Annotated in this window: 9 protein-coding genes; 8 read left to right on the top strand and 1 reads right to left on the bottom strand. The window is 74.1% G+C overall.

Annotated features, from left to right (window positions below; genetic code table 11):
- Positions 1-204 precede the first annotated feature (204 nt).
- Positions 205-570: a hypothetical protein gene (locus VLK66_RS16415; RefSeq protein ID WP_325310533.1), complete on the bottom strand. Its 366-nt coding sequence runs from the start codon at positions 568-570 to the stop codon at positions 205-207.
- A gap of 851 nt (positions 571-1,421) precedes the next feature.
- Between VLK66_RS16415 and VLK66_RS16410 the strand changes: the two genes are divergently transcribed.
- From VLK66_RS16410 to VLK66_RS16375, 8 genes are all read left to right on the top strand, one after another.
- Complete coding sequence (locus VLK66_RS16410; RefSeq protein ID WP_325310532.1) at positions 1,422-3,551, top strand: hypothetical protein; 2,130 nt, start codon at positions 1,422-1,424, stop codon at positions 3,549-3,551.
- Positions 3,548-5,041, top strand: coding sequence for a GspE/PulE family protein (locus VLK66_RS16405; RefSeq protein WP_325310531.1), 1,494 nt, complete (start codon positions 3,548-3,550; stop codon positions 5,039-5,041). The genes VLK66_RS16410 and VLK66_RS16405 overlap by 4 nt, the downstream gene beginning before the upstream one ends.
- Positions 5,038-5,646 carry a type II secretion system major pseudopilin GspG gene (gene gspG, locus VLK66_RS16400; RefSeq protein ID WP_325310530.1) on the top strand — a complete coding sequence of 203 codons (609 nt, stop codon included), beginning with the start codon at positions 5,038-5,040 and terminating at the stop codon, positions 5,644-5,646. Before VLK66_RS16405 ends, gspG begins: the two co-directional genes overlap by 4 nt.
- Positions 5,637-6,863 carry a type II secretion system F family protein gene (locus tag VLK66_RS16395; RefSeq protein WP_325310529.1) on the top strand — a complete coding sequence of 409 codons (1,227 nt, stop codon included), beginning with the start codon at positions 5,637-5,639 and terminating at the stop codon, positions 6,861-6,863. Before gspG ends, VLK66_RS16395 begins: the two co-directional genes overlap by 10 nt.
- Positions 6,864-7,292: 429 nt before the next feature.
- Entirely contained in the window at positions 7,293-8,663 is a 1,371-nt protein-coding gene (locus VLK66_RS16390; RefSeq protein ID WP_325310528.1) for a PilN domain-containing protein, read from the top strand.
- Positions 8,660-9,322 (top strand): type II secretion system protein GspM, encoded by a 663-nt coding sequence (gene gspM, locus VLK66_RS16385; protein WP_325310527.1) that lies wholly within the window; start codon positions 8,660-8,662, stop codon positions 9,320-9,322. The genes VLK66_RS16390 and gspM overlap by 4 nt, the downstream gene beginning before the upstream one ends.
- Complete coding sequence (locus VLK66_RS16380; protein ID WP_325310526.1) at positions 9,319-9,840, top strand: hypothetical protein; 522 nt, start codon at positions 9,319-9,321, stop codon at positions 9,838-9,840. The genes gspM and VLK66_RS16380 overlap by 4 nt, the downstream gene beginning before the upstream one ends.
- A 275-nt stretch (positions 9,841-10,115) precedes the next feature.
- Complete coding sequence (locus VLK66_RS16375; RefSeq protein ID WP_325310525.1) at positions 10,116-11,798, top strand: type II secretion system protein GspD; 1,683 nt, start codon at positions 10,116-10,118, stop codon at positions 11,796-11,798.
- The last annotated feature ends 102 nt before the right edge of the window (positions 11,799-11,900 follow it).

The raw sequence follows: 11,900 nt of genomic DNA, 5'->3' as shown, positions 1-11,900 counted from the left end.
CTGGCCCAACACCGGCGACTGAAGTCGCAGCGTCGCAGCAACAACTACGGGAAGCCTCGCAAACTGCGCGAGGCTGTTCGGCTCGGAAGCTGGTTCCGGCTGCGGTGGACGAACGTCAGGGAAACGAAGCGGCAGCCGCGTCTGCGTGACGCGGCCGCCGCTTGCGCGGGGTTCCCTGTCCCCCGTCCCCTGTAACCTGTCCCCCTACTCCTGCACGTCTTCCTTCGCGGCGCGGAGATACTCGGACAGCGACGCCGGCGTGAGGTTGGACAGCTGGCGCAGGATGTCGGCCGTCTGGTCGACGATGGACGCGTTCTCGTCGCGCGTCAGCTCGTCGTCGAAGTCGAAGGTCCACGGCTCCTGCTCGCCCTCGTCCTCCTGCGTGGGGTCGATGCCGGCCAGCGGGTGGAACACCAGCGTGACGCCCAGCGCGCTGGTCTGGTCCTCGTACGGGCTGATCTCGGCCTCGGCCAGGTACAGCGCGCCGCCGTCCTCGAAGATCCGGAACCCCACCGCCATCCCCAGGATGTCGCCGCCCCCGTCGCCGTGCGCGTGCTCGTGATCCGTCATCCCATCATCTCCCGGCTCTTGAGTCCATGGATGGCAGGCCGCCCTCGGCCTGGCGGCCTGAAGATAGCCGCCCCCGCGATGAAGCGTAAGGCGCGTCCGGCCCTTCATCTTCCGTTCCACCGCCTGACCGCCGGCATCCCGGCGCCGCAAGAGAGTCAACGGAGGGAACATCCGTCGGGGCGCGGTCGGCTGCGTCCGCTTTCTCGCGGCACTTTCCCGCCACGGACGGGCATCGAGGTGCGGAAGTGCGGAAGTGCGGAAGTGCAGAAGTGCGGAAGTGCGGAAGTGCGGAAGTGCGGAAGTGCGGAAGTGCGGAAGTGCGGAAGTGCGGAAGTGCGGAAGTGCGTGAGGCAGCGTGTTGGACTTGCTGCCGGTGTAATCCCGGGCTCGTGTGAAAATGGACGGTGAAAATTGTGACTGTATGCTTCGTTACCTGCTACATAATCCTGCGGCAGATGGGTCGGTAGAAGTTATGAAAAATTACTTTAAAAGATCTTAACAGCTCGCATGGGCCGTAACGTTCCAACTGTCACCTCTGTTTCCGCGAAAATGCAATTATCTGCACTGTAGACAGATATGGTGTGTAGATGAACGGAGCGGGAGGGCTGGCGCGAATCTCCGAGGGCGTTTAGCTTCGGTTTCCCGATCTGAAAGATGTCCGATCCCGGTGTGTTTCCCCCCGGAAGCTGTTACTCGCAGCAGGACGAATCGATCAGCTTCGTGACAAACGTCTGTTTCTGACCGCGCACCCTGTGGACATCGTCCACACGGATTGCTGAGCCGACCCACCACACGGTTCGCACGCCGCGCCACAGATCCCGAAGTGACGTAGTGCGGACGGGAGGTGCACCTTGCGCCCCTTCGGTCTCGTTCTGGTTTCCGCCTCGGCCGCCGCGGCCGCGCTCCTGGCCCCGCACGCCGCGGCGGCGCAGGACCCGCACGCCGGGCACGCCGCCCACGCCGACACCGCGCACTCGATGCACGGGATGAGCGGGATGGGCAGCCCCGCTGCACCGGCAACATCTCCCCCATCCTCCGCCCACGACGGGCACGCCGCGCCCGGGCCCGACGCCCACGCGGCGCACGGTGCGTCCCCCCACGCCGCCTCGCGCGAGAGCACGGCGGTGCGCGTGCTGCGCGCGGACCTGGTGGCGCGCGGGGTGGGCGGCGGCGCGGCGGTGCAGGACGGCGAGACGGAGCTGCGCGTGCGCATTACCGACCCCGCGACCGGGCGGCCCGTGTCGCGCCTGGCGCCGTCGGCGTGGATCGACGTGCGACGGGGCGCCGGCAACACGCCGGCCGCCGAGTGCGAGCAGCGCATCGGCGCGCTGAACGAGAGCTCGATGATGGTGAAGCACGGGCAGATCTCGCTGGCCTCGCCGGTCGAGGACCTGAACGGGCACGTGCTGGCCGTCCTCGCCCGCCAGCCCGTCGTCGCGGTCCTCGATCCGCTGAAGGGGTTCGGGCGCACCAAGCTGCTGGCCGCCGTTCCCCTTCCCGCGCCGGGCGAGGACTGGGCGTCGACGCCGGACGACCGCCTGCTCTTCATCTCCATCCCCGACAGCGGGTCGGTGGCGGTGATCGACACGCACGACTGGAAGCTGCGCACGGTGATCCCCGCCGGCGCGCGGGCGGGGAAGATCGCCATGCAGCCGGGCGGGCACCGCGTGTGGGTGGCCACCGAGGGCGCGCAGCCCGGCTTCACCATCATCGACGTCGACCGCCTCGCCGTGGCCGGGCGCGTTCCGGCCGGTGCGGGGCCGCACGCCATCGCCTTCTCGGACGACGGGGCACGGGCGTACCTCACCAGCCGCACGGCGGGGACGCTCACCGAGGTGGACGCGGCCACGGGGCGCATCACCGCCGTCGTGCAGTCCGGCGACAGGCCGGCCGACGTGGCCTGGTCGCCGCGGCTGAAGCAGGCGTTCGTGGCCAACGAGGGCGATGGCACCGTGGCCGTCTTCGACCCCGCGCGCGGCGCGCTGGTGGGGCGGGTGCGCTTCGAGCCGGGGATCACCTCCATCCGCTTCGCGCCGGACGGCGACGGCGGCCACGCGATGCACGCGGGCGGCGGCGAGGAGCAGGCGCCGCCGCCGGGCGGGCGGCTGGCCTTCATCCTGAACCCCCGCGCGGGAACGCTGGAGCTGTACGACGCCGTCAGCCGCCGCTCGCTGCGGTCGCTCTCCGGCGCCGCGCAGGCCGACCAGGTGACGTTCACCGCCTCGTTCGCCTACGTCCGCGCCGCCGGCACGCCGCAGGTGGCCATGATCCCCCTCGCCAACCCGACCACGGGGGCCACGGGGATGCACGACGCCTTCCCCGCGGGCGACCTGGCGCCGGGCGCCGTGGGCGACACGCTGGGCGACGTGCTGGTGGCGCAGCCGGGGATGCACGACGCGATCTACGTGGCCAACCCGGCCGAGAAGATGGTCTACAGCTACCACTACATGGAGGGGATGCCCGTCCCCCACGGCGGCCTGAGCACCTACGACTTCGTTCCCCGCTCCATCCGCCCGGTGTCGCGGCGGCTGCGCGAGACGGAGCCGGGCGTGTACACGGCCACCGTGCGCATCGAGGACGCGGGGAACTACGACCTCGTCATGCGCAGCGCCGACCCGCACGTGGTGGGCTGCTACGCCTTCACCGTGGGCGCCGACCCGAGCCGCGCGACGGGTGACGCGGTGGCGGTGCAGCCGGTGGACGCGGTGCGCACGCTTCCCGTGGGCGCGGCGACGGTGCGCTTCCGCGTGGTCCGCCAGGGCGGCGCACCGGTGGACGGGCTGGCCGACGTGCGCGTGACGCTGGCCTCGCCCGAGGGGTGGCAGGGGCACGGCGACGCGCGCGCGATCGGCGGCGGCGTGTACGAGGCGCGCTTCGACGTTCCCGCCGCCGGGCTGTACGCCGCCGCGGTCGACATCCCCTCGCTGGGGGTGACGGCGCACGGGCGGCCGCCGCTGTACTTCCGCGCCGGCGGCCAGTGATCGCCCCCGCTTCCGCCGTGGCCGGCCCGGTGCGCGCGGACGAGCTTCCCGCGCAGGACTTCCTGGAGGAGGCCCGCCTTCTCCCCCGCGAGCGCGCGGGGGGGCGGCTGCGCGTGGCCTGCGCCGGGCGCCCCGATCCGCAGGCGATCGCCGAGCTGGAGGTGCTGTTCGGGCTGCCGGTGGAGCTGGAGCCGATGGCCGAGGCGGAGCTGCTGGACGAGATCCGCCGCGCCTGCGGCCAGCCCACCGCCGCGTCGTACGCCGCCGGGCTGGGCGGGGACGGGTCGGCGGCGGGGGGAGATGCGGACCTTGTCGCGCACGGCCTGGAGGAGATCGCCAACCAGGCGCCGGTCGTCCGCCTGGTGAACCTTCTCCTGGCCGAAGCGGTCGAGGCGGGCGCGAGCGACGTGCACCTGGAGGCCGAAGCGCGGACGATGCGGGTGCGCTACCGCGTGGACGGGGTGCTGCAGGAGGCGCCGACCCCGCCGCCGCACCTGCGCGCCGCGGTGGTCAGCCGGCTGAAGATCATGGCCGAGCTGGACATCGCCGAGCGGCGGCTGCCGCAGGACGGCCGCGTGCGGCTGCGCACGGGCGACCGCGAGCTGGACGTGCGCGTCAGCACCCTGCCGACCCTGCACGGCGAGTCGGTCGTCCTCCGCCTGCTGGACATCGAAGGGCAGCGGATCGACCTGGAAGGGCTGGGGATGGCGGAGGACACGCTCTCCGCCCTTCTCGGCTTCGCGGCGCGGCCGCACGGCGTGCTCCTCTCCACCGGGCCCACGGGGAGCGGGAAGACGACCACGCTGTACGCGCTGCTGGACCGCGTGCGCACCGGGCGCGAGAAGATCGTCTCGGTCGAGGACCCGGTGGAGTACGAGCTTCCCGGCGTGGCCCAGGTTCCCGTCCATCCGAAGCTGGGGCTGACCTTCGCGCGGGCGCTGCGCTCCATCCTCCGGCAGGACCCCGACGTCCTGCTGGTGGGCGAGATGCGCGACCCGGAGACGGCGGAGATCTGCATCCAGGCCGCGCTCACCGGGCATCTCGTCCTCTCCACCCTGCACACCAACGACGCGCCGGGGGCGCTGACGCGCCTCGTGGACCTCGGCGTCCCCGACTACCTCGTCTCCTCCACCGTCCAGGCCGTCCTCGCCCAGCGGCTGGTCCGCCGGGTGTGCGCGGCGTGCGCGGAGGCCTCGGCGCCGGAGCCGGCGGTGGCGCGCGAGATGGCGGCGGCCGGCTTCCCCGCCGACCGCGTGCTCCGCGGGCGGGGATGCGCCGCCTGCCGCAACACCGGCTACCGCGGGCGCACGGGGATCCACGAGCTGCTGACGGTGGACGACGAGCTGCGCGCCGAGCTGCTGCGCGCGCCCGGGACCGACCGGCTGCGCAAGGTGGCGCTGGAGCGGGGGATGCGCCCGCTGCGGGCAGACGGCTGGCGGCAGGTGGCCGCCGGCGTGACCACACCCGAGGATGTGCTGAGGGTCGCATGACGGAGCACCTGCTTCTCGCGGACATCGTGGAGCGGATCCTGGCCGCCCCGCCGCGCCCCGCGCACGAGATCGCGGCGGCGCGGCGGGAGCGCATCGGCGCGCCGCCCGTAGCTGAGGGCGTGGAGCCTAGGGCCGCCGATCCGCCGCGCGGCCGCCACTGGAGCGACGCCCGCGGGCATCGCCGTCCGGTGATGGGCTTCACCCTGATCGAGGTCCTCGTGGTGATCGTGGTGATCACCGTGCTCGCCACCCTCGTCGCCCCCAACGTCTTCCGCCACGTGGGGAGCGCCAAGGAGGCCACGGCGAAGACGCAGATGGAGATGCTGGGCTCGGCGGTGGACGCGTACCGGCTGGACAACGACGAGTATCCCACGACCGAGCAGGGGCTGGCCGCGCTCCGGGCGCGCCCGCAGGCGGGGCCGCAGCCGCGCAGCTGGCGCGGGCCGTACCTGCGCCGCGACGTGCCGCTGGACCCGTGGGGCCGCCCGTACGTCTACCGCATGCCGGGGATCGCGAACCCGGAGGGCTACGACCTGCTGACGCTGGGGCGCGACGGCCGCGAGGGCGGCGAGGGCGAGGACGCCGACGTGCTGGGGTGGAAGTAGCCGCCGTGCCGGCCTTCGCCTGGCGCGCCGCGACGCCCGCGGGCCGCACCGTCCGCGGGGTGGAGGACGCCGACACCGCCGCCGCCGTGGAGAAGCGGCTGGGCGACCGCGGCCTCTTCGCGCTGGAGGTGTCGCCCGCCACGGCGTCGCGCGCCGCGGAGGACCGGCCGCGCGCCGCCTTCCGCGGGCGGAGGGCGGACGTGGCCGAGGCGGTGCGCTACCTGGCGATCCTGCTGGAGTCCGGCTTTCCGCTGGACCGCGCGCTGGCCGCCGTCTCCCGCGTGGTCGCGCGGCGCGACGTGGCGGCGGCGGTGCTGGACGTGCGCGACCGGGTGCGCGGCGGCGCGCGGCTGGACGAGGCGATGGCGGCGCACCCCGCCGCCTTCCCGCGCTTCGCGGTGGGGATGGTGCGCGCCGGCGAGCGCGGCGGGAAGCTGGCCCCGGCGCTGGACCGGCTGGCGGGGCAGATGGAGCGCGACCTGGCGCTGCGCTCGCGCATGGTCTCGGCGATGATCTACCCGGCGGTGGTGGCATCGGCGGGGGCGGGGGCGCTGGCGGTGCTGTTCGCCTGGGTGCTGCCGCGCTTCGTGGCGCTGCTGGCCGACACCGGATCCGCCATCCCCCGCTCCACGCAGCTGCTGCTGGCCACGGGAAAGTTCGTGGGGCAGTGGTGGTGGGCGCTCCTGCTCGTCCCGGTCGTGGTCGCGGCGATCGTGGCGGCGGTGCGGTCGACCGACGAGGGGCGCGCGGGGGTGGACCGGGCGCTGCTGGCGGTGCCGCTGGTGGGCGGGCTGCGGCGGCGGGCGGCGTCGGCGCGGCTGGCGCGGACGCTCTCGGCGCTGCTGGAGAGCGGGCTGCCGATCCTGGGCGCGCTGGAGGTGGCCGCCGCGAGCCAGTCCGACGGCGCCGTGGCGGAGGAGGTGCTGCGGGCGCGCGAGGACGTGCGCGCCGGCGACCGGCTGGCGGCGGCGCTCCGGCGCAGCGGCGCCTTCCCTTTCCTGTTCGTGCAGATGGTGGAGGTCGGCGAGGAGGGCGGCCGCCTGCCGGAGATGCTGGAGCGCGCCGCCGCGAGCATGGAGGGAGAGCTGGAGCGCGGGCTGGACCGCATGCTCCGGCTGGTGGAGCCGGTGATGATCGTGTTCTTCGGCCTTCTCGTCGGCGCCGTCGCGCTGTCGCTGCTGCAGGCGATCTACGGCATCCAGCCGGAAGGGCTGTAGGACGCGGGCATCTCCCCCTCCCCCCGACCGAGGTCGGGGGCAACAAGAGCACAAAGTCCCTGCGGGACTGCGGTCCTGCATTCGTGCGAACGATCGTTCGACGGTGCGGAGTCGAACGACAGTCGTTCTCACGCGGAGACGCGGAGGAGTTCGAGACGCGGAGAGCTCTGGAGACGCGCAGAAGCTTCCTCCACGCTGAGCTCTCCCCCTCCCCCTGGCTGTTTTGGGGGGCGGGGGCCGGGGGGAGAGGGCCAGCCAGGCGGGCAGGATGTAGATCAGGTGTGAAGATGCAGGACAGCAGCCCTGTTTGATGGATGAGCGTCGGGATGGATGCAGATCGTGGTTAGAAGCCGGAAACGCGGTTCCCCGAAGTGATGTGTGACCATGAGCCCATCCTCATTGGTTGATGCGCGGCGCCGGCGCGGGTGGATGCCCGCGCGGCTGGCGCTGGCGCTGGCGCCGGACCACCTCGTCGCCGTCCGGCTGCGCGGCCTGCTGGCGCCGCGCCCGGCCGAGGTGCTGTCGTGCCCGCTGGCGCCGCCGTCGGACGACGGGTGGCCGGCGCTGGAGGAGGCGCTGCGCGACCTGGCCCGCGAGCTGGGCGCCACCCGCGGCACCGTGGACGTGGCGCTGCTGCGGCGGCTGGCGCACGCCCGCGTGCTGTCGCTGCCGCCCGTGCGCCGCGGCGAGCTGGCCGCGCTGGTCCGCCGCGGCGCGCGCCGCCACTTCGCCGTGCGCGACGAGGCGCTGGTGGCCGACGCCGTGCGCCTGCCGCTGCCCCACACCGGCTCGCTCGCGCCGGCGCTGGCCGCCTGCGCCCCGGCCGCCCTCGCCGAGACCATCGCCGCGGCGTGCGCGGCGGCGGGGTTCCGGGTGGGAACGATGGTGCCCGCGGCGGCGGCGCTGGCGGCGGGGGTCCGCGCGCTGGTGCCGTCCGCGAAGTTCGGTCGCACCGCCGTCATCGCCTGCACGGCGGCGGGGCCCGAGCTGCTGGTGCTGGTCGCCGGGCAGCCCGCGCGCATCCAGCCCCTGGCCGCGTTCGCATCTCCCGATCACCCCTCGCTGGCCGAGCGCGTCCTGGCGGCGCTGCATGGCGACGAGGAGCTGGCCGGGTGCGGCGTGATCGCCGTCTGCGGCGCGGAGGACGGGGCGGCCGAGGTCCGCGCGGCGCTGCTGGACGACGAGCGCTTCGCCGGCCGCGTGGCATCGAACGCCGCGCTGGAGCGGCTCCCCGCCGAGGCGGTGATCGCGCTCGGCGCGGCGCGGGCCGGGGGATCGGCGCCGGCGCTCCTTCCCGAATCGATCCTCGTCTCCCGCACCCGTGCGGCGAAGCGCAGGGCGATGGTGTTCTCCGCCGCGTCGGCGGTCCTGCTCGCTTCCGCGGCGGGGCTGCACCTGGACGGCGTGCGGCGCGAGGTGGCGGCGATCGAGGCCAAGCGCCACGAGATCCGCAAGCCGGTGAACGACGCGCTGGAGGCCCGCGCCGCGGTGGAGCGCGTCCGCGGGCGGCTGCAGACGCTGGCCGCGCTCGAGTCCGCCGCGCCCGCGTGGACCGGCGAGATCGCCGCGCTGGCCCGCGCGCTCCCCGACTCGGCGCACCTGCGCACCCTGGCGGGCGACTCGGCGGGGATGCGGCTGGCGGGGGTGGCGCGCTCGGCCTCCGCGGTCGTTCCTGCGCTGGAGGCCAGCCGCCACTTCGAGCGCGTCTCCCTCGCCGCGCCCGTCCGCTGGGAGCAGGGGGATGCGGGGGAGCGGTTCGACGTGGCCGCCTTCCGCGCCGCGCCGGGGAGGCGGCAATGAGGGCGATCCGCATCACCCCGCGCGACCGGCGCACCATCGCGCTGGGGATGGCGTTCGTCGTTCCCGCGCTGCTGTGGTCGCTCGTCCTCGCCCCCTATCTCCATGCTCTCTCTGCGGCGAAGGCGAAGCTGCGCGACGAGCAGGGGCTGCTCCGCCGCGAGCTGGAATTGCTGGCGCAGGCCAGGTCGTTCCCCACCGCGTTTGGGGACGGGGCGAAGAAGCTGCTCGCCGTTGCGCCGCGGCTGACGGGCGGGAACGACGACGCGGCGGCAGGGGCGGCGGTGGCGGGCTACGTCCGCTCGCTGGCGCGGATGGGCGGCGCCAACGTCACCCGCGTGGACCCCGCGCCGGTGCGCGACGCGGGCGGCGGCATCACCGCGCTCCCCGTGGCGGTGACCGGCGAGGCGGACCTGGAGGGGTTGATGACCTTTCTGCAGATGCTGGAGAACGGGCCCAAGCTGGTGCGCGTGGACGAGCTGAAGATCGAGGCGGACGACGGGCCGGTCTCGGCCGGCGCGTCGTACTCGCCGACGCCGTTCTTCGTCGCCCCGGGCGGCGGGAGCGAGATCATCCGCTTCGGCTTCACGGCCACTGGCTACGCGCTGGCGACGGGGAAGCCCGTTCCCGCGCAGCGCGACAGCGCGGAGGCGGGGCGATGAGCGCGCTGGCGAGGTGGACGCTGGCCTCGCGCGCCTCGGCCGCGGCGCTGGTCGCCACCGCGGCGCTGGCGGTGATGGCGTTCGCGGAGTGGCGCGACGTGCAGCCGCTCCCCCGCGCGCCGCGCGCCCGCGCCGTCGCGGCGATGCCGGAGGTGCGCGTGGCCCGGCGGGACGCGTCCGACCGCGTGGTCCTCACCGCGGTGGAGCGCGACCCGTTCCGCGCGGACCGCCGCCGGCCGCCCGGGCGCTACCGCATGCCCGGCGAGCCCGCGCCCGCCCCGGTCGCCACGCCGGCGGTGGCCGCCGCGCCGCCGCCCGTCTACGTCTACCGCCTCCTCGGCACCGTGGTCACCGAGAGCGGCGGGCTGGCCGCCATCGCCGGCCCGTCGGGCGAGGGGAAGGTGGTGCGCCTGGGGCAGCCGATCGACCAGTTCCGCCTGGTGAAGGTGACGCCCGGAAGCGCCACCCTGGCCGGCCACGACACCACCCTCGTCCTGAAGTCCGGAGGTTCGGAGTGACATCGGAAGCTGGAGCGCCCACCCGCCGCCGGGACCCGAGGGCGAATGAATTCGCGGCAACAACGGCCCAAAGTCCGCCTTCGCGGACTCGCGCCGGGACCTTCGCCGCGGCTTCGGAGGCTCGCGCGGGGACCGGCCGGGCCCAAAACCCGCCTTCGCGCACTGGCGCCGAACCGAACAGCCTCGCGCGGTTTGCGAGGCTTCCCGTGGTTGTTGCTGCGGCTTCAGCCGCCGGTGCGGGGCCTGGCCCCGCCACCGGGCCCGGCCGCGCACGGGTGGTCAGGCGCGCGGTCGCCGCGGCCGCCGCGGCGATCCTCGCCGCCACCGCCGTCATGACGACGCCGGCCGCGGGGCAGCAGCAGCCGGCGGGGGTCATCCGCACGCCGGGCGGCGTGCAGGTGGACTTCCAGAACACCGACATGCGCCTGGTCGTGGCCGCGCTGGCGGACGCGGCGGGGCTGAACGTGGTGTACGGCGACCTGCCGCAGAAGACGGTGACGCTGCGCACCACGCAGCCGGTGGCGCCGTCGCAGCTGCGCGTTTACCTGAACTCGCTGCTGCAGGCCAACCAGCTGGAGCTGAAGGACGAGGGCGCCGGGCTGCTGCGCATCGTGCCCAACGAGGCGGCGGCCGCGCGGGCGGCGCAGCCGCAGGCCGCGTCGCCGGCGTACGCGGGGCCGCAGGACGGCTCGGTGCGCGTGTTCGTCCACCGCCTGCGCCACGCGCCGGCCGAGGACATGGCCCGCAGCATCGGCGCGCTCTTCGGCATCGGCGACGGGGCGGCGGGGCAGGACCGCGCGCAGTCGCTCACCGAGCAGCTGCGCGGGCAGTCGCTGGACGCCAACGGCCAGCCGCGCGTCCCCCGCGCGCAGCCGGGGATGAACGCGGCGCTGCAGGGCCAGGTGCAGATCTTCGCCGACGCGCGGACGAACGCCTTGCTGATCCGCGCCACCCCGGCGGACTACGAGACGCTGCGGCAGGCCATCGACCAGCTGGACACGCGCCCGCTGCAGGTGATGATCGAGGTGGTGATCGCCGAGGTGCGCCGCAACAGCCAGTTCGGGCTGGGGGTGGACGTCCGGGTGCCGACGCAGACCATCGGCAACGAGGGGAGCACCACCATCGGCGGCGAGCTGATCGGCGGCACGGCGGGCGACGTGGCACTGCGCATCCTGAAGCTGGGGAACGTGCAGGCCAACGTCATCCTGCACGCGCTGGCGGCCAGCGGCGAGGTCACCATCCTCTCGCGCCCCGTCATCATGGCGCAGAACAACGAGCCCGCGCGCATCCTGGTGGGCGACCAGCGGCCGTTCATCCAGATCTCCCGCTCGCTGCCCACCGACAACGCGGTGCGCGACCAGGTGATCCAGTACCGCGACGTGGGCACGCAGCTCACCATCCGCCCCACGGTGAACCCGGACGGCTACGTGACGCTGGCCATCCTGCAGGAGGTGAGCAACGCGACCAGCGAGACGCAGTTCGGCGCGCCCATCATCTCCACGCGCGAGGCGGAGACGCGGCTGCTGGTGCAGGACGGGCACACGGTGGTCATCGGCGGCCTCATCGACCACCAGCGCAACAGCAGCAACTCGGGGATCCCGATCCTCAAGGACATCCCCATCCTGGGCGCGCTCTTCCGCTCCACCAGCCGGCAGAAGACGTCGACCGAGCTCTTCCTTTTCCTCGTCCCGCACGTGCTGTACAGCGACGCGGACATGGACAGCGCCACGCAGATGGTGCGCGACCGCACCGAGCGGCTGGACCGCGCGCTCCCGGACTCGATCCCGCTCTTCTGGAAGAGCCAGCAGGACACCACCGGCGCCCCCGGCCGCCCGCGCGCGGGCACGCCGCTGATCGCCCCGCAGCCCGCGCAGCCGCAGCAGCCCCCGCAGGGCGGCGGCACCCCCACGCCCGAGTCCGATGAAGTGGCATTAGTGGACGTAAGGCGGAGGAATTAGGGAGATGGAGATCTCCATCTCCCCCTGCCTCCTCCCTCCAGACCGATTGGGGGATGATGGGACCTCGGCGCGAGGAGAGATCGCCGCGCGGAGAGGATGCGC

This window comes from Longimicrobium sp., from assembly GCF_035474595.1.
GTDB lineage: Bacteria > Gemmatimonadota > Gemmatimonadetes > Longimicrobiales > Longimicrobiaceae > Longimicrobium.
This window is presented reverse-complemented; position numbering and strand designations above follow the sequence as displayed.

What these genes read in the sequence shown, in the direction of transcription:
- gspG (WP_325310530.1), top strand. Translation starts at nt 5,038, where the DNA reads ATGACGGAGCACCTGCTTCTCGCGGACATCGTGGAGCGGATCCTGGCC.
- VLK66_RS16390 (WP_325310528.1), top strand. Translation starts at nt 7,293, where the DNA reads ATGCCCGCGCGGCTGGCGCTGGCGCTGGCGCCGGACCACCTCGTCGCC.
- gspM (WP_325310527.1), top strand. Translation starts at nt 8,660, where the DNA reads ATGAGGGCGATCCGCATCACCCCGCGCGACCGGCGCACCATCGCGCTG.
- VLK66_RS16415 (WP_325310533.1), bottom strand. Translation starts at nt 570, where the DNA reads ATGACGGATCACGAGCACGCGCACGGCGACGGGGGCGGCGACATCCTG.
- VLK66_RS16380 (WP_325310526.1), top strand. Translation starts at nt 9,319, where the DNA reads ATGAGCGCGCTGGCGAGGTGGACGCTGGCCTCGCGCGCCTCGGCCGCG.